Genomic DNA, 17424 nt, shown 5'->3' with positions numbered 1-17424 from the left:
GGGCACGCGGCCATGACGGCCTCACCGCCGACGCCACGCAAGAACGAACGTTCTGTTCATCAGCCTGACAAGGCCGCACCCCCCTGTCAAGACCGAACGTTCTACCTACTGCGCCGCGTAGGCTGGCACCATGGCGCACAACGCATCCGAAAGCCGCCCGTCCGAAGCCCGCGACCGGCTCCTCTCCACGGCCACCCGGATCTTCTACTCGGAGGGCATCCACTCCGTAGGAGTGGACCGCATCGTCAAGGAAGCGCAGGTGACCCGGGCGACCTTCTACCGCCACTTCCCCAGCAAGGAGAACCTGGTCGTCGCCTACCTGACCGAGGCGGACCGCGCCCTGCGGGGCCGGGCCGAGGCGGCCGTCGCCGCCGGGCTCCCCGCACCCGACACGCTGCGCGCCATCGGCGCGTCCATCGCCGAGGACATCCAGTCCCCCGGCTTCCGGGGCTGCGCCTTCCTCAACGCGGTCGCCGAGTACCCCGACCCCGCGGACCCGGTGCACCAGGTCGTCCTCGCGCACCGCCAGTGGTTCCTGGACACGCTCACCGGCCTCCTGCGCGCGATCCGGAAGGAACCCGCCGACCGCGCGGCCCGCCATTTCGTCATGCTGCGCGACGGCGCGATGGCGGCCGGCTGCCTCTTCGACCCGGAGCTGGTCTGCGACACCTTCCTCAACGGAGTGGAAGGACTCCTCAAGGCCCAGGCGACGGCATCGTTCACCTGACACCCCGTCCGCCCGCCCGCTCCAAAGCGGGCCCGGAACGACGAAATCCCGCCCAGCCGGAGGCTGGACGGGATTTCTTCTGTCTGTGGACCTGTGGGGATTTGAACCCCAGACCCCCTCGATGCGAACGAGGTGCGCTACCAGACTGCGCCACAGGCCCTTGCGACGTGTGAAACTCTAGCACCCTCCAGGGGGTGGTCGGAAATCCGTTCCGCGCTGGTCAGCCGTGGCGTGGCTCACGGCCGTCCGACGCGGTGTCACTCGTTGGCCGCGCGGGGGCGGTCGCCGTCCTCGTACTGGTCGAAGAGCGGGGTGCGGCCCCGGTCGCGGGAGCGGCGGGACTGCGGGGAGCGCTGGCGCGGCGCCGGTTCCACCGGGGGCGTCGCGGGGTCCGGCTGCGCGGGCTCGGCGGCGCTGGAGCGGGCCGCGCTCCAGGTCTCCGGATTGCCGACCTCGACCCCGCCCGTGGCGCGCGGGGCGACCGGGGCGGTGACATAGGTGGGCAGCGGCACCGGGACCGGCTCCCAGCTGTCGCCCTGGACCCGGCCGCGCTCGCGCTGCTGGTCCACCCACTCCGCGTGGTCCGTCTGCTCGACCAGGGCGCGGCGGCCGGCCTCCTGCGGGGAGACCGCGGGCGTCGGCTCGGGGCCGGGTGGCGCGGCTCGGAGTCCTCGTCGGTCTCGGCCGGGGCGGTGGGGGCGGGCTGGTGGCGGCGGGGACGGTTCTCGCGGAGCCGCTGGGCCGCCACTTCGGCGCGCCGCTGGTCCATGGTGAAGGCGAACCGCCGCCGCTCGTGCGCCCTCAGGTGCGCGATGTACGCGCTGAGGAGCACGGCCGGGACCGCGGGCGCCCACAGGAAGCGGAGGCCGCCGACGGCCGCGACGATGGCGCCGAGCGTGAAGGCGAGGAAGAGGATCACGGTGGTGCGCCGACGGCGCGCGAGGACCTGGTGGCGCTGCGCGCGCCGGGCGCGCTCCGCGTCGATGCCGCCGGGGCGCGCGCGCCGGGCGGGGGCGCCGGGCTCGGCGCCGCGCCGCTTGCGGGGGGCGCGCTCCGGCGCGACGGCCGGGTCGTGCATCCGGGCCTCGGTGTGCGCCGGGGGCGCGGCGAAGGCCCGGACGTCGACGGAGTCCATTCGGTCCGTGCTCGCGTCCGGGTCGGCGTCGGGTGCCGCCTCGTCCTCGGTGCGCTCCTGCAGCCCCTTGGCATACCGGCGCTCCATCGCCGCCCGGCCTGAAAGCAGCCGGATGGCGGTACTGAAGCGCTCCGTCGGACGCTCTTCGTTCAGCTCGTCCTGCCTGCGGAGCCACATCGGCACCAAATAGGCGGCCCAGGCCCCGACGATGACTGCGTAGATGAGGCCGCTGCTGCTCACATCTCACACCGTAGAGGGGTTTGCGCGGAGGCATCCGCCAATTGGCGCGGTGTGTCGCACGATCCGGCCGATATCGCGGACTTTTTTTATGGGGCCGAGGATCAGCCGATCGAGAGTAATTCGAACAAACTTTTTATTTACGCGGGAGGCTCCGGCTGATCCGTACGGGGACCCGGCCGCGAGCGGTGCCATCTCCGCAGCAGCCCGTCCGGCACTTCCTCCGCGGTGAGCGCGTAGATCAGGTGGTCGCGCCATGCCCCGTCGATGTGCAGATAACGCGGGCGCAGCCCCTCCTCGCGGAATCCGAGTTTCTCCACGACCCGTCGGCTCGGCGCGTTCTCGGGCCGAATGCACACCTCGATGCGGTGCAGCCCCACCACCTGGAAGCAGTGGTCGACGGCGAGCGCGACGGCGGTCGGCATCACCCCGCGCCCGGCCACCTCCCGGTCCACCCAGTAGCCGACGTGCCCCGAGCACATCGAGCCCCAGGTGATCCCGGCGACGGTCAGCTGCCCGACCAGCCTGCCCCGGTACTCGATGGCGAACGGCAGCATCCGGCCCGCGTTCGCCTCGGCGCGCAGATGGCGGATCATCTGGCGGTACGTGGGCCGCTGGGCGACCGGTCCGCCGGGCGCGGGCGGCGGGACCGTCGCCTCCCAGGGGCGCAGCCAGTCCCGGTTGCGCCGGTTGACCTCGCGCCAGTCCCGCTGGTCGCGCAGCTTGATGGGCCGGAGGGCGACATCGCCGTCCACCAGGATCACCGGCCAGGTCGGGACGTTCAGCTCGGGCTCCCGGGTCGGGGGTGGTCGCCGCCGCGCAGCTGGTCCACGGCGTGCACCAGGAGCCTTTCGAGGACGGCGAGCCCGTCGCGCACCCCGCCGGTCGACCCGGGGAGGTTGACGATCAGGGTGCGGCCGGCCACGCCCGCCAGACCGCGCGAGAGCGCGGCGGTGGGGACCTTGTCGCGGCCCTCGGCCCGGATCGCCTCGGGGATGCCGGGCACCTCGTGGTCCAGGACGCGGCGGGTCGCCTCGGGCGTGCGGTCGGTGGGCGAGATGCCCGTACCGCCGGTGGTGACGACCACGTCGTACGCGGATGCCACCGCGCTCCGCAGCGCCTGCTCGACCGGGTCGCCGTCGGGCACGACCTGCGGGCCGTCGACGGCGAAGCCGAGCCCCGTCAGCGCCTCGGCGATCAGGGGCCCGCCCTTGTCCGCGTAGACCCCGGCGGACGCGCGGTTCGACGCGGTCACGACGAGGGCGCGGTACGGGGCCGGGGTGCCGGCGGCGCTCACGCGTCGGTCCCGGGTGCCTGCGCGCGTACGTAGTCGCCGGACTTGCCGCCCGACTTCGCCTCGACCCGGATGTCCGTGATGACGGCGGCCTTGTCGACCGCCTTGACCATGTCCACGACGGTGAGCGCGGCGACGGACACCGCGGTCAGGGCCTCCATCTCGACGCCCGTGCGGTCGGTGGTCTTCACCGTGGCGGTGATCTCCACGGCGTCGTCGGCCACGCTCAGCTCGACGCCGACCCCGGAGACGGCCAGCGGGTGGCAGAGGGGGATCAGGTCCGGGGTGCGCTTGGCGCCCATGATCCCGGCGATCCGCGCGGTGGCGAGGGCGTCGCCCTTGGGGACCCCCTCGCCCCGGAGCAGTTCGACGACACGCGGCGACACGAGGACCCGGCCGCTGGCCCGGGCGACGCGCGCGGTGACGTCCTTCCCGGAGACGTCGACCATGCGGGCGGCCCCCGCCTCGTCGATGTGCGTCAGCCTGTTCTGCGTACTCAACTCACTCCGCCTAGCGGTATGGGCGCCGGATTCCCCGGGCCGCACCGGGGCGCGGGTCCGGGGGCCGGGGGATGTCCCCCGGACGGCACAGCGCCAGATACCGTACCGCCACCCGGGGGCGGTCAGCGGAGCAGGATCACCTCGGTGTCGCTGCCGGGCTCGGCGGAGGTGACGTCCTCGGGGAGCACGATCAGCGCGTCGGCCTGGGCGAGCGCGGCGATCAGATGCGAGCCGGAGCCGCCGACGGGCGTGACGGTGCCGGCCTCGGCGTCGTACGTCCCGCGCAGGAACTGGCGCTTCCCGGCGGGCGAGGACAGCGCCTTGTCCGCGACGAGCACGGCCTTCGCCGTCGGGCGGTCGGCCGCGGGCAGGCCCATCAGGGTGCGGATCGCGGGGCGGACGAACAGCTCGAAGGAGACGTAGCTGGAGACCGGGTTCCCGGGGAGGGCGAGCAGCGGGGTGTGGTCGGGGCCGATGGAGCCGAAGCCCTGCGGTTTGCCCGGCTGCATGGCGAGCTTCCGGAAGTCGACGCCGCCGCCCGGCTCGTCCTCGTCTCCGACGGAGGACAGGGCCTCCTTGACCACGTCGTACGCGCCGACGCTGACGCCGCCCGTGGTGACGAGGAGGTCGGCGCGGATGAGCTGGTCCTCGATCGTGGCGCGCAGCGTCTCGGCGTCGTCGGTGACGGCACCGACGCGGTAGGCGATGGCCCCGGCGTCCCGGGCGGCGGCGGTGAGCGCGAAGCTGTTGGAGTCGTAGATCTGCCCGCCGGTCAGCTCGCCGCCGGGCTGAACGAGTTCGCTGCCGGTGGACAGGACGACGACGCGGGGGCGGGGCCGCACCTTGACCGTGGAGCGGCCGATCGCGGCGAGCAGGCCGATCTGGGGCGGTCCGATCACCGTGCCCGCCTTGAGCGCGAGGTCGCCGGGGCGCACGTCGCTGCCCCGCTCGCGGACGTGGGCGCGGGCCTCGGCGGGGCGGTGGACGCGGACCTCTCCGCCGGCGCCCTCGGGGGCGTCGCTGTGGGCGCGCATGGCGGCGGCGGGGCCCTCGCCCGTACCGCCGTCGGTCCACTCGACGGGGACGACGGCCTCGGCGCCTTCGGGGAGCGGGGCGCCGGTCATGATGCGGGCGGCCTCGCCCGCGCCGACGCGGCGGCCGGGACCGAGGCCGTCGTCGCCGGCGGCGACGTCCCCGATGACCGTGAGGACGGCGGGGAACTCCTCGGTGGCGCCCTCGACATCGGCGACGCGGACCGCGTAACCGTCCATCGAGCTGTTGTCGAAGGGCGGCAGGGCGATCTCCACCACGACGTCCTCGACCAGGACGCAGCCCTGGGCCTCGGGCAGTTGCAGCTCGATGGGTTCGAGCGGCTTCACCGCGGCGAGGATGTCTTCCAGGTGCTCGTCCACCGACCAGATCGTGCTGCTCAACGTGTTACATCTCCTCGGTGACGTACCGGCGGAGCCAACTGCGGAACTCCGGTCCCAGATCATCACGTTCGCACGCGAGTCTGACAATGGCACGCAGATAGTCGCTGCGGTCGCCGGTGTCGTAGCGGCGGCCCTTGAAGACGACGCCGTGCACGGGACCGCCGGCCTTCTCGTCCTCGGCGAGCAGTTGCAGGGCGTCGGTCAGCTGGATCTCGTTGCCCCGGCCCGGCTCGGTCCGGCGCAGTATCTCGAACACCGCGGGGTCCAGGACGTAGCGGCCGATGATCGCGAGGTTGCTGGGCGCGTCGGCGGGTTCCGGCTTCTCGACCAGGCCGGTGACGCGTACGACGTCCGCCTCGGCGGTGGGCTCGACGGCCGCGCAGCCGTACTGGTGGATCATCGCGGGCGGGACCTCCATGAGCGCGACGACGCTGCCGCCCTCGCGCTCCTGGATCTCCGTCATCCGGGTCAGCAGCGGGTCGCGGGGGTCGATCAGGTCGTCGCCCAGGAGCACGGCGAACGGCTCGTCGCCGACGTGCGGCGCGGCGCACAGGACGGCGTGGCCCAGGCCCCTGGGGTCGCCCTGGCGGACGTAGTGCATGGTGGCGAGGTCGGTGGACTCGCGGACCTTGCGCAGCCGGTCGGCGTCGCCCTTGCGGGTCAGGGCGCCCTCCAGCTCGTAGTTCCGGTCGAAGTGGTCCTCCAGGGGACGCTTGTTGCGGCCGGTGACCATCAGTACGTCGTGCAGTCCGGCGGCCACCGCTTCCTCGACGACGTACTGGATGGCAGGCTTGTCGACGACAGGCAGCATCTCCTTGGGGTGGCCTTGGTGGCCGGAAGGAAGCGGGTCCCGAGGCCCGCCGCCGGGATGACGGCCTTGCTGATCCTGGGGTTCGACTGGGTCATGCGCTGAACCTTAACGGGGCCACATGGGCGGAAGATGAGGCTCCGGTTAACTTTGTCCTCATATAGCCCTGTCCGAGAGGCCAGTAGGTACCCCCTTGAACACCGATATGTCCGTGAAGGCCGTACTGCGGCGCGAACTGCTGGCCGCACGGCGCCTCCTGACGGACCAGGACGCGGAGAGGGCCGCCTCGGCGCTCGCCCGCCACGCGCTCGGACTGCCGGAGCTGAGCGGGGCCCGTACCGTCGCCGCGTATGTCTCGGTGGGGCGCGAACCGGGCACCCGCGCGCTGCTGGACGCGCTGCGCGCGCGGGGCGTACGCGTCCTGCTGCCGGTGCTCCTCGCCGACAACGACCTGGACTGGGCGCGGTACGAGGGCGCGGAAGGGCTCGCGAAGGCGGGGCGCGGGCTGCTCGAACCCACCGGCGAGCGGCTGGGCCCGGACGCCGTCCTGGAGGCGGACGCGGTGCTGCTGCCCGGCCTCGCGGTGGACGCGCGCGGCATGCGCCTGGGTCGCGGCGGCGGCAGCTACGACCGGGTGCTGGCCCGTCTGACGGCCGCCGGGGCCACGCCCGCGCTCGTCGTCCTGCTGTACGCGCACGAGGTCACCGCACAGGTGCCCGCGGAGCCGCACGACTTCCCCGTGGACGCGGTGGTCACACCGGAAGGCCCCCGGCGCTTCGGCGTGGGCTGAAGCACCGGGGGCCCCGAGGGGCGCGCTTACGGTTTCAGGGTCAGCGTGTCCGTCGTCGTCCCGGCCACCGCGTTCGTGCCGTAGGCCCAGGGCAGCAGTTCACCGTTGACCCACTTGTCGGTCTGGTCGGTGTAGTGCGCGGCGAAGGCGTGCCCGGAGGCGCCGGTGAGGTTGATCCAGCGGGACTTGTCCCAGTCGGCCACGTTGACGACCATCCGCATCGACGGCACCCAGACCACCTCGTAGCCGCCGGCCGCGTTCCAGCCGGTGGCGTCCACCGCGGCCTCGCCGCCGCCGAGGTTCCAGGGGCCGCGGTTCAGGAGCCGCTGGAGGAGTCCGGGGCCCTCGGTGCCGAGGGTCTGGTTCTTCAGGGTCAGCTGGTGCAGCCGGCCCCAGTTCCAGGTGGTGATGTCCTTGCCCAGCTTGGCCGTCAGCTCCCAGCGCGCGTCCTCCATGGCGCGGGCGAACAGCTGGTCGCGGTTCTCGGTCGCGCTGTCCTTGCGGCTCTTGGAGGACTTCCACCACTTGCTGTCCGGCTTGTCCATGAGGTTGGCGACGACCTGGTACCAGCGGTCACCGCCGTCCGGCTGCGCGGAGTCCGGGGAGCGCTGGCCGCATTCGCGTACCAGCCGGTCCTGCTCGTCGGCCGGGCCCGAGTTCTTCGGCGGCGGCACGTTCAGGCACTCGCCCTCGACGCGCATCTCCTTGGGCAGCTTGTCGCCGAAGGCGAGCTTGAGGATGTTGCGCCAGACGCCGTTGAAGTACGCGGCGGCGGCCGAGTCGGCCTCCTGGGTGTAGTCCCAGCCCTCCAGCAGCTTCTGCGCCTGGCGGACGTCCTTGTCGGCGATGTTGATCTTCAGCAGTTCGGGCACCAGCAGCGCGGCGATCTCGCTGGTGTTGTCCATCTGCATCTTCTGCATGTCTTCGGTCGAGATCTTGCCGCCGCCCTTGATCTTCGACTGGATGAGGTCGTTGATCCGCTGGCTGCGGCTGCCGTAGCCCCAGTCCTTGGTGAGCAGGTAGGGGTACTTGTCCTCGTCGATCACGGCCTGGTTGGCGGTGACGATGTAGCCGCGCTTCGGGTTGTACTCGTAGGGCAGCTCGGCGAACGGGATCGGGTCCTTCTTCCAGCCGTACGCCGACGTCCAGCCGGGGCTGGGCGTGGTGCCGTCGCCCTGCTTGCGGACCGGGATCTTGCCGGGGGCCTGGTAGCCGATGTTGCCCTTGGTGTCGGCGTAGATCAGGTTCTGCGAGGGAACCTCGAAGTGCTCGGACGCCTTGCGGAAGCTGGTGAAGTCCTTGGCGCGGTTCAGCTCGAAGACGGCGTCCATGGAGTGGCCGGGCTCCAGCGCGGTCCACTTCAGGGCGACGGCGTAACCGTCGGCGCGGTCCGGGGCCGAGTTGGTGACGGGCGCCTTCTGGCCGACCTTCTCCAGCTCGCTGCTGCGGTCGGAGACCAGCGGGCCGTTGTTGGTCTCGCGGACCGTGATGTGCCGGTCCTTGCCGCCCGCGACCTTGATGGTCTCCTCGCGGGTGGTGAAGGGCTTCGTCCTGCCGTCGTAGAGGTAGCCGTCGCCGGTGACCTTCTCCAGGAAGAGGTCGGTGACGTCGGCGCCGAGGTTGGTGAAGCCCCAGGCGATGTCCTGGTTGTGGCCGATGATCACACCGGGCATGCCGGAGAAGGTGTAGCCGGCCGTGTCGTACTTGCAGGTTTCGGAGACCTGCCGGCAGTGAAGGCCCATCTGGTACCAGAGGGACGGCAGCATCGGCGCGAGGTGCGGGTCGTTGGCGAGCAGCGGCTTGTTGGTCGTCGTGTACTTGCCGGAGACCACCCAGGAGTTCGAGCCGATGCCGGTGCCGTTCGGGCCGAGCAACGCGGGGATCTCGTCCAGGGTGTCGGAGAGCGCGCCGAGCTGCGTGTTCAGGCCCTGGGTCGCGTCCGCCACGGTGTTCGCGCCGCTCGCCCCGGTGTCGCTCGCCTTCGGGTCGAAGGTGCCGGTGACCGAGGAGATGCCGCCCTCGGTGACGATCGGCTCGTGCTTGTCGTACGGGTACTCGGGGTAGAGCTGCTTGATCTCGCCGGGGTCGAGCCGGCTCGTCATCAGCGAGCGGTCGATCTCGTCCTGCATGTTTCCGCGCAGGTCCCACGCCATGGCCTTCAGCCAGGCGACCGAGTCGACCGGGGTCCACTCCGACGGCTTGTAGTCGTTGGTGAGGCCGAGCGCGGCGTACTCGACGGAGATGTCCTTGCCGTCGCGCCCCTTGAGGTAGGCGTTCACACCGTCCGCGTACGCCTGGAGGTTCTTCTTGGTCTCGTCGGAGAGGACGGTGTCGTACTCCTCCTGCGCGACCTTGCGCCAGCCCAGCGTCCGCAGGAAGGAGTCCGTCTCGACCTGGCCGGAGCCGAACATCTCGGAGAGCCGGCCGGCCGTCAGGTGGCGGCGTACGTCCATCTCCCAGAAGCGGTCCTGCGCCTGTACGAAGCCCTGGGCGCGGAACAGGTCGGCGTCCGAGTCCGCGTAGATCTGCGGGATCCCGTAGCCGTCGCGCTTGACGTCGACGTTGCCGGAGAGGCCGTCGAGGTGGATGGTCCCGTTGGTCTGCGGGTACGAGGCGCGCACGGTGGACACGGACCAGTACGTGCCGTAACCGATGCCCGCGACGAGCGCCAGCACCAGGACGATCAAGAGCAGTCGGGCGCGGCGCCCCTTCTTCTTCTTGCGCGGCCCGCCACCGGCGGTACCGGTGGATCCGGAAGAGGCGGTTGTTGTGGCGGGCATCGCTGTCCTTCGAGGGCAGGGCGGTCCTGGGAGTGCAGGAGCAACCATAGGCGCAGCGCGTCACCCACTCGGACGCGGTATCAGGATGGCTCGAATTGCGTAGCGATCGTACGAATACTCGAACGCATCAAGAAAACGTTAAAGATTAGGTAAGGTAACGAAGTACCGGCCGCCGGAAGACGATCCGGCAGGCGTACGCAGGGAAGGGACCGGCCACTGACTGTCCACACGCTCAACGAACTCCTGCTCGTCTGCTCGCTCGTCCTGCTCGTCGCCGTCGTGGCGGTCCGCATCTCGTCCCGCAGCGGGCTCCCCAGCCTGCTCCTTTACCTCGGCATCGGCATCGCCCTGGGCCAGGACGGCTTCTTCGACGTCAAGTTCGACAACGCGGAACTGACGCAGGTCATCGGCTACGCGGCGCTCGTCGTGATCCTCGCCGAGGGCGGACTCGGCACGAAGTGGAAAGAGATCAGACCGGCGCTGCCCGCGGCCGTGCTGCTGTCCCTCGTCGGCGTCGGCATCAGCGTGGGCGTCACCGCGGCCGGGGCGCACTACCTGGTCGGCCTGGAGTGGCGGCAGGCCCTCATCATCGGCGCGGTCGTCTCCTCGACCGATGCCGCCGCGGTCTTCTCCGTACTGCGCAAGGTCCCGCTGCCCGCCCGCGTCACCGGTGTCCTGGAGGCCGAATCCGGCTTCAACGACGCCCCCGTGGTGATCCTGGTCGTCGCCTTCTCGACCATCGGCGAGGTCGACAGCTGGTACGTGCTGGTCGGCGAGATAGCCCTGGAGCTGGCCATCGGCGCCGCCGTCGGCATCGCCGTGGGCTGGCTCGGCTCGTACGGGCTGCGCCATGTGGCGCTCCCCGCCTCCGGCCTCTACCCGATCGCCGTCATGGCCATCGCGGTCTCCGCGTACGCGGCCGGCGCCATGCTCCACGGCAGCGGCTTCCTCGCCGTCTACCTGGCCTCGATGATCCTCGGCAACGCCAAGCTGCCGCACTGGCCGGCCACCCGGGGCTTCGCGGACGGGCTCGGCTGGCTCGCCCAGATCGGCATGTTCGTCCTGCTCGGTCTGCTGGTCACCCCGCACGACCTGCTGGACGACTTCTGGCCCGCCGTCGTCGTCGGCCTGGTGCTGACCGTGGTGGCCCGGCCGCTGGAGGTCTTCATCTCGCTGCTGCCGTTCCGATTGCCCTGGCAGGAGAAGGCCCTCATGTCCTGGGCCGGGCTGCGCGGCGCCGTACCCATCATTCTGGCGACCATTCCCATGGTGTCCGGAATCGAGGGCTCCACGAGGGTCTTCAACATCGTCTTCGTCCTGGTCATCGTCTACACCCTCATTCAGGGCCCGACCCTCCCCTGGCTCGCCAAGGCCCTCGACATCGGCGACGACCCGTCCGAGGCAGCCGACCTGGGCATCGAATCGGCGCCCCTGGAACGGCTGCGCGGGCACCTGCTGTCGGTGGCCATCCCCGCGAAGTCGAAGATGCACGGCGTCGAAGTCGGGGAGCTCCGCATGCCCGCGGGCGCCGCGGTCACCCTCGTGGTGCGCGACGGCAAGAGCTTCGTACCCGCCCCGTCGACGGTGCTCAGGCGCGGCGACGAACTCCTCGTCGTGGCCACCGACCCGGTGCGCGACGCGGCCGAGGCACGCCTGCGCGCGGTCGCCGAGGGCGGCAAGCTGGCCGGCTGGCTCGGGACGCCCGGCGGGCAGCCCGCCGGGCCGGAGTCCCCCGTGCCGCAGGTGGCCGGGGCGCTCAAGGCGGTCAAGAAGCTCGGCGGCAGGGCCGACGAGGGCAAGAAGCGCAACGCGAAGGCACATCACTGAGCACACACTGAGTTCACAGGCGGCGAGGGGCGGGGCGCACACAATCACAGGGCCCCCGCCCTTCCTGCCTGTAGCATGAAGGAAACCAAGAACCACCGATTGATCGACCAACTCTGCCTGACGCAGAGCTGGCGCGACCGTATGGCGGTCGTGGCGTCCTCCGTACCGGCTGTGCCCCGCACAGCGGCCGCGAGCGCCCGGCATCTACCGCAGTTCCGCGCGAAGAGGACAGCTCTCGGCAGCCCCGCCCGGGCCCGCACCCCAGTGCCGGCCGCCCCGGGGGCACGGCCACCAGGCGGCAGAAAGGCAAGGACCGTGGCGTCCACGGTCTCCGAACGCCCCGGATACGGGCAGCTGCTGCGCACCCCCGGGGCGTGGACCTTCCTCCTCCCCGGCTTCGCCGCACGGCAACCCTTCGCGATGCTGACCATCGGCATCGTGCTGCTGGTGCAGCACACCACCGGCTCCTACGGGAGCGCCGGCGCCGTCGCGGCCTTCACCGGGGTCTCCATGGCCCTGTTCGCGCCGCAGACCGGCAAGCTCGCCGACCGCTTCGGCCAGCGGGCCGTGCTGCTGCCCGGCGTCCTGGTCCACGCCGCCTCCGTCTCGCTCCTGGTGACGCTCGCCCTGGCGGACGCGCCCCTGTGGGCGCTGTTCGCCGCGGCCGTCCCGACCGGCGCGTCCGTCCCGCAGATCGGCCCGATGGTGCGGGCCCGCTGGGCGGCGATGCTCGGCGCGGCACCGGGCCGCGAGGCGTCCCCGCTGCTGGCGACGGCCGCCGCGTTCGAGTCGGTGACGGACGAGTTCACCTTCGTCATCGGCCCGGTCATCGCCACCGCGCTCTGCACGGGCGTGCACCCGGCGGCCGGCCTGATCGCGGAGGCCGCGCTCACCCTGGTCGGCGGTCTGCTCTTCGCCGCGCGGCGCGCCACGCAGCCGCCGGTCCGGGACCGCGCGCTGCCCGGCGCCGAGCGGCACGCCTCGGCCCTGTCGATCCCCGGCGTGCGCGTGCTGGCGGTCGCCTTCCTCGGCATCGGCTCGGTCTTCGGCGGCATGCAGGTCTCGCTGACCGCGTTCGCCGAGGAGATCGGCAACCCGGGCGCCAACGGTGTGCTGTACGGGATCTTCGCCGCCGGCAACATGCTCGCCGGGATCGCCTGCGGGGCCGTCGCCTGGAAGTCCGGGCCCCGCCGCCGCCTGCTCGTCGGCTATACGGCACTGGCGCTGACCGCGTCCGGCCTGTGGGCCGTGCACTCGGCGCCGCTGCTCGCCGGGCTCGGCCTGCTGGTCGGGCTCTGCATCGCCCCGGCCCTGATCAGCGGCTACACGCTGGTCGAGGCGCTGGTACCGGGCTCGGCGCGCACGGAGGCGTTCACCTGGCTGACGGGCGCGGTGGCGCTGGGCCAGGCGGCCGCGGTGACGGTGGCCGGCCGGCTCGCGGACGGGCACGGCGCGAGCGCCGGTTTCCTGGTCCCGCTGGTGGGTACGGTGCTGGCCCTGGCGACCCTGCTGACGCTCCGTTCGAGGCTCCTGCCGGCCGGTGCCGGGAGGACCGTGGCGCGTGGTATCGGTCACCGCGGGCCGGTCACGGTGGACTGATCCAGCGGAATACGTCACTATGGAGCGTCGTTAGCACTCATCGAGTCAGAGTGCCAGGAGGAACAAAGTGCCGACCTACCAGTACCAGTGCACCGAGTGTGGCGAGGGCCTCGAAGCGGTGCAGAAGTTCACCGATGACGCCCTCACGGTGTGCCCGAACTGCGACGGACGCCTGAAGAAGGTGTTCTCGGCGGTCGGCATCGTCTTCAAGGGTTCCGGCTTCTACCGGAACGACAGCCGCGGCTCCTCGTCGAGCAGCACGCCGGCGTCCTCCGCCTCGAAGAGCTCCGGTTCCTCGACCTCTTCGACGTCCTCGGACTCGAAGTCGTCGGCCGCCCCGGCGCCCGCGTCGTCCACCTCCTCGTCGTCCTCCTCTTCCTCGACGAGCGGTTCGTCGGCCGCCTGAGCGACCGGCTCCACAGCTTTCACGTAGACCCCGCCGACCTGCTCGGCGGGGTCTTCGCGCGCCCGCGCCCGCCGGACGGGGCCGCGCGGACACGGCCTAGGGTGACCGCATGGCGAACGCAGAGATCGGCGTGATCGGCGGCTCGGGGCTGTACTCCTTCCTGGAGGACGTCACCGAGGTCCGCGTGGAAACCCCTTACGGAGACCCCAGCGACTCCGTCTTCATCGGCGAGACCGGCGGCCGCCGGGTCGCCTTCCTCCCCCGGCACGGCCGGGGCCACCACGTCCCCCGCACCGCATCAACTACCGCGCCAACCTGTGGGCGCTGCGCTCGGTCGGCGTGCGCCAGGTGCTCGGCCCGTGTGCGGTGGGCGGCCTGCGCCCGGAGTACGGGCCGGGCACCCTGATCGTGCCGGACCAGCTGGTGGACCGGACGAAGACCCGGGTGCAGACGTATTACGACGGTGAGACCAGGGCCGACGGAGTCCTGCCGAACGTGGTGCACCTGGGCTTCGCCGACCCGTACTGCCCCGAGGGCCGCAAGGTGGCGCTGGCCGCGGCGCGGGGCCGGGACTGGGAGGCGGTGGACGGCGGCACGCTGGTGGTGGTCGAGGGTCCGCGCTTCTCGACCCGCGCCGAATCGCGCTGGCACGCGGCGATGGGCTGGTCCGTGGTCGGCATGACCGGTCACCCGGAGGCGGTGCTCGCCCGCGAACTGGGCCTCTGCTACACGACGATGACCCTGGTCACGGACCTGGACGCGGGCGCGGAGGCGGGCGAGGGCGTCTCCCACGAGGAGGTGCTGAAGGTCTTCGCCGCCAATGTGGACCGGCTGCGCTCGGTCCTCTTCGACGCGGTGGCGGCGCTGCCGGCGACGGAGGACCGGGGGTGCCCGTGCGGGCACGCGCTGGACGGGATCGAGACGGGGATCGTGTTGCCGTAGGGGGCGTCGGGGCTGCGGCGGGGGCTGCCGGTGGTCGCGTTCGCCGGTGTTCCCGCCTGCGGGTGACGGAGTTTTCCACATGGGGTGGACGGTCCACAGGCTCCGGCGGGAATCGGGCGGCCGGTGCATCGTGGGGTTGTCCGGCGGCCGGGACCTCGGGGTTCCGGTGGCCGGGCCTGCCCCATCGGCCCCTGACGCAGGCGGTGTTCGCGATGCGCTCGTCCGGTTCCCACGCTTTCCCCCAGCCCCTTCCGCCGACCCGTACGCGGGCGGGCCGCCGGGGCCGCTGCCCGCTCCTCCGCCGTGCGGGGTGCCCGCGTTCCCGCCGCTGCGGGTGCGCGTGGGTGCCGGTCAGCGGCTGCGCCGCGCGATGTGGCGGCAGCGCCGGTCGATGGCCGCGGGCCTGGCCCTGACGGCGGCCGCGCTGGCCGTCTCCGGACTGGCCGGGGACGGTGACGGCGGGCACGGCGGTGATACGGCGCGGGCGGCGTCCCGGGAGCGGGCCTCGCCTCCGGTACGCCTGGTGTCGGCGCCGGTACGGATCGCGGACGCGGAGACCGTACGGCTGCTGCGGCCGGGCGACCGGGTGGACGTGGTCGCGTCGGGCGGTCCCGGGGCGGCGGCGGAGGAGGCCCGGGTGGTGGCCAGGGGTGCGCGCGTGGAGCGGGTGCCGTCGGCGGAGGCCGGGGGCTTGTCGGGCGAGGGGGCGCTGATCGTGCTCGCGGTGCCCAGAGCGACGGCGGCGGGCCTCGCGGGGGCCGGGATCTCCGGCGGATTCGCGGTGGTCCTGTGCTGAGGCGGGCGGCCCGTGCCGTACGGAGGTGGGTCACGCCCTGGGAGGGGCCCGGCGTCAGATGTGGTGCGGGGGCTTCTCGTCGAGGAAGCGCGCCAGGTCGGCGGCGCTGCCCCCGGTCGGGGCCCGCTCGCCCCACCCCTGGTCCGTGTCGTCCGCCGACTGCTGGTCCAGCGGATCGTCGAAGATCAGCGCCGACTTGGGCCTGGGCCGGTCCGGCGTGGTGGGCTCCGCGTCTCGCGGTCCGGGGGCGGGGGCGGTACTCATGCCTCCAGGGTACGGCCGCCCCGCCCCGGTCGGCCGGTCAGCGGTCCTTGGGGTCGAGCAGCCAGAGCCCGAGGACGACGAGGAACGACAGGCAGAGGAAGCCTGCGCCCCACCACGCGGTGCCGGAATTGCCCTCCATCCACTCGTCCACGATGACCGTCAGGCCCCACAGCTGCCCGATGACGACGGACATGGCCAGCACGAGGCGTGCGGTGAGCTTGGAGGACCGCTCGGGCTCCTGGTCGGTGCCGGCACCGGGTCCGGGCCCGGTGTGGCGGACGCGGGGGTCGCCGTAGCCGCTGGTGGGCCGGATCTGCGGATAGCGCTCGTGGACGGGCCGGTTGAGCTCCGCCCGCGCGCTGCCGGGGTGGTACTCGGGGTAGTGCGGGCCGGGGTGGAGCGGGGGCCGGGGGTCTGCGGGTCGGGGGCGGGCTGCGGGCCCGGAGCGCCGGGGGTCCGGCGGTCGTCGTCGCTCATGACGGGCTCCCCGGGGTGTCGGACGCGCCGGCTCCGGTGCGCGTACGGGACGGGCCGGGGGCGACCGGGCCGGGGGCCACCGTGCGGCCGATTCCGCCGGGGGCGGGGGGCGCCTCGGCCCCGCCGTCGCGGACGCCGGGGCAGCCGAGGCGGGCGGCCAGGTCGGGGCGTTCCTCGCCGAACTGGCGGCACAGCCCGTGCTCGATGCTCTCGCCGGAGCGGGTGGTGCCGACGGCCCAGATGCTGCCGTCGGTCTCCTCGGTGAGCACGACCTTGGGCAGCCCCCGGGGCGGCGGTCCGGCGGTGACCTCGCCGCTGCGGGCGTCGAAGACGCCTTCGTGGCAGGGGCAGTACAGCTCGCCCTCGGTGCCCCGGTCCTTGCGCCAGAGGACCCCGCAGGCGAGGTGGGTGCAGATGGCGGAGTAGCCGACGAGGGTGCCGTCGTTGAGCCGGACGGCGACCGCCCGGTCCTCCTCGTCGGGGTAGTCGAAGGCGATGGACTCGCCGGGGAGGAGTTGGGCGGCGATCTTCTTGGGGGCCGGGGCCTTGCCGTCGTCGGGGTCGCCGTGGCGGGGCAGGATGCCGCCGGCGACGCCGAGGCCGCCGATGGCGAGCCCGCCGGAGACGGTGGCGACGATGCGCAGGTAGTCGCGCCGGGTGGTGAGGGCGTCGGCGGCGATCCGGTCGTGCAGGGCCTCGCGCGGGTCGCCGGAGGCCGGCTGTCCGGGGGCGCCGGGCGGGGTGCTGCCGGGGTCGCGGGTCGAGGGCTGCCGCGGGTCGCCGGGGGGCGGGTAGCCGGTCTCGGTCACCGTCGGACGTCCTTCCCGTTGATCTCCACGACGGGCAGGCCGCCGGGGACCGGCCACTGGACCCGGTCGGCCGGCACGACCATCGCGACGCCGGTCCGGACCTCGCTCTCGCCGAAGACGAAGGAGTCGGCGACCTGGACACCGGGGCGTTCGGCCTGGAGTTCCTCGGCGGTGCCGTAGAAGAGCGCTCCGGTCGGGCAGACGGTGGCGCACATGGGGGCGAGGCCGTAGGCGGTGCGGTCGTAGCAGAGGTTGCACTTCATCTGCAGCTTCGCCTGGAGGTCGATCTTCGGGACGCCGAAGGGGCAGGCGTTGACGCAGTTGGCGCAGCCGATGCAGCGGGTGGTGTCGGCCTGCTGCACAACGCCGTCGGCGGTCACCAGGATCGCGTCGGCGGGGCACACCTCGGCGCACGGGGCGACGGGGTCCTCGCAGTGCATGCAGACGGTGGGAAGGGAGGCGACGGACTGGCCCTCGTCGGTGTAGTCGAGGTGGATCATGGACTTGCCGCGGTGCGAGTCGCATTCGCGGCAGGCGGAGACGCACGCCTGGCAGCCGATGCAGCGGCCCGGGTCGATGAAGATCGTTCGGCCCATCATG

Annotated in this window: 14 protein-coding genes, 1 tRNA gene and 4 pseudogenes; 7 read left to right on the top strand and 12 right to left on the bottom strand. The window is 72.5% G+C overall.

What is annotated here, in order from left to right:
- Window positions 1–130 precede the first annotated feature (130 nt).
- Window positions 131–727 carry a TetR/AcrR family transcriptional regulator gene (locus NEH16_RS18500; RefSeq protein ID WP_265543757.1) on the top strand — a complete coding sequence of 199 codons (597 nt, stop codon included), beginning with the start codon at window positions 131–133 and terminating at the stop codon, window positions 725–727.
- Window positions 728–813: 86 nt separating this feature from the next.
- Here NEH16_RS18500 and NEH16_RS18495 read toward each other — a convergent pair.
- From NEH16_RS18495 to galU, 7 genes and pseudogenes are all read right to left on the bottom strand, one after another.
- Window positions 814–887, bottom strand: a tRNA-Ala gene (locus NEH16_RS18495).
- A gap of 97 nt (window positions 888–984) precedes the next feature.
- Window positions 985–2102 (bottom strand): annotated as a pseudogene (gene sepX / locus NEH16_RS18490) (divisome protein SepX/GlpR).
- 137 nt (window positions 2103–2239) lie between these two features.
- Complete coding sequence (locus NEH16_RS18485; protein ID WP_265543755.1) at window positions 2240–2863, bottom strand: GNAT family N-acetyltransferase; 624 nt, start codon at window positions 2861–2863, stop codon at window positions 2240–2242.
- Between the two features lie 17 nt (window positions 2864–2880).
- Entirely contained in the window at window positions 2881–3396 is a 516-nt protein-coding gene (locus NEH16_RS18480; RefSeq protein WP_265543753.1) for a MogA/MoaB family molybdenum cofactor biosynthesis protein, read from the bottom strand.
- Entirely contained in the window at window positions 3393–3893 is a 501-nt protein-coding gene (gene moaC / locus NEH16_RS18475) for a cyclic pyranopterin monophosphate synthase MoaC (RefSeq protein WP_073968655.1), read from the bottom strand. The genes NEH16_RS18480 and moaC overlap by 4 nt, the downstream gene beginning before the upstream one ends.
- A 122-nt stretch (window positions 3894–4015) precedes the next feature.
- Window positions 4016–5326, bottom strand: a complete 1311-nt coding sequence (glp, locus tag NEH16_RS18470; protein WP_265543751.1) for a molybdotransferase-like divisome protein Glp — start codon at window positions 5324–5326, stop codon at window positions 4016–4018.
- A gap of 4 nt (window positions 5327–5330) precedes the next feature.
- Window positions 5331–6232: pseudogene (gene galU, locus NEH16_RS18465) on the bottom strand (UTP--glucose-1-phosphate uridylyltransferase GalU).
- 107 nt (window positions 6233–6339) lie between these two features.
- On the opposite strand from galU, the gene NEH16_RS18460 reads away from it, so the two are divergent.
- Window positions 6340–6924 carry a 5-formyltetrahydrofolate cyclo-ligase gene (locus tag NEH16_RS18460; protein WP_265547251.1) on the top strand — a complete coding sequence of 195 codons (585 nt, stop codon included), beginning with the start codon at window positions 6340–6342 and terminating at the stop codon, window positions 6922–6924.
- 26 nt (window positions 6925–6950) lie between these two features.
- On the opposite strand, the gene NEH16_RS18455 is transcribed toward NEH16_RS18460, so the two are convergent.
- A complete protein-coding gene (locus NEH16_RS18455) occupies window positions 6951–9704 on the bottom strand; it encodes a penicillin acylase family protein (protein ID WP_265543749.1) in 2754 nt (917 codons plus the stop codon).
- Window positions 9705–9947: 243 nt separating this feature from the next.
- Between NEH16_RS18455 and NEH16_RS18450 the strand changes: the two genes are divergently transcribed.
- From NEH16_RS18450 to NEH16_RS18430, 5 genes and pseudogenes are all read left to right on the top strand, one after another.
- Window positions 9948–11531 (top strand): potassium/proton antiporter, encoded by a 1584-nt coding sequence (locus tag NEH16_RS18450; RefSeq protein WP_265547249.1) that lies wholly within the window; start codon window positions 9948–9950, stop codon window positions 11529–11531.
- Window positions 11532–11846: 315 nt separating this feature from the next.
- Window positions 11847–13130: an MFS transporter gene (locus NEH16_RS18445; protein WP_265543747.1), complete on the top strand. Its 1284-nt coding sequence runs from the start codon at window positions 11847–11849 to the stop codon at window positions 13128–13130.
- 67 nt (window positions 13131–13197) lie between these two features.
- Entirely contained in the window at window positions 13198–13536 is a 339-nt protein-coding gene (locus NEH16_RS18440; RefSeq protein ID WP_265543744.1) for an FmdB family zinc ribbon protein, read from the top strand.
- A gap of 109 nt (window positions 13537–13645) precedes the next feature.
- Window positions 13646–14478, top strand: a pseudogene (locus tag NEH16_RS18435) (S-methyl-5'-thioadenosine phosphorylase).
- Window positions 14479–14812: 334 nt separating this feature from the next.
- A complete protein-coding gene (locus NEH16_RS18430) occupies window positions 14813–15274 on the top strand; it encodes a hypothetical protein (protein ID WP_265871072.1) in 462 nt (153 codons plus the stop codon).
- A gap of 54 nt (window positions 15275–15328) precedes the next feature.
- Here the strand turns inward: NEH16_RS18430 and NEH16_RS18425 are convergent, their stop codons facing one another.
- The 4 genes and pseudogenes from NEH16_RS18425 to NEH16_RS18410 all read right to left on the bottom strand — a co-directional run bounded on the left by NEH16_RS18425 (window position 15329) and on the right by NEH16_RS18410 (window position 17423).
- Window positions 15329–15538 carry a hypothetical protein gene (locus tag NEH16_RS18425; protein ID WP_265543742.1) on the bottom strand — a complete coding sequence of 70 codons (210 nt, stop codon included), beginning with the start codon at window positions 15536–15538 and terminating at the stop codon, window positions 15329–15331.
- A 37-nt stretch (window positions 15539–15575) separates the two neighbouring features.
- Window positions 15576–15965 (bottom strand): annotated as a pseudogene (locus NEH16_RS18420) (hypothetical protein); the annotation flags it as partial.
- Window positions 15966–16011: 46 nt separating this feature from the next.
- On the bottom strand, window positions 16012–16824 hold the full coding sequence (locus NEH16_RS18415) for a ubiquinol-cytochrome c reductase iron-sulfur subunit (protein ID WP_265543740.1): 813 nt from the start codon (window positions 16822–16824) through the stop codon (window positions 16012–16014).
- Window positions 16821–17423 carry a 4Fe-4S dicluster domain-containing protein gene (locus NEH16_RS18410; protein ID WP_018104243.1) on the bottom strand — a complete coding sequence of 201 codons (603 nt, stop codon included), beginning with the start codon at window positions 17421–17423 and terminating at the stop codon, window positions 16821–16823. Before NEH16_RS18410 ends, NEH16_RS18415 begins: the two co-directional genes overlap by 4 nt.
- Window position 17424: the final 1 nt, after the last annotated feature.

The sequence above is a fragment of the Streptomyces drozdowiczii genome (assembly GCF_026167665.1).
Taxonomy (GTDB): domain Bacteria; phylum Actinomycetota; class Actinomycetes; order Streptomycetales; family Streptomycetaceae; genus Streptomyces; species Streptomyces drozdowiczii_A.
The sequence above is the reverse complement of the archived record's forward strand: the minus strand, read 5'-3'. Positions and strand labels throughout refer to the sequence as shown.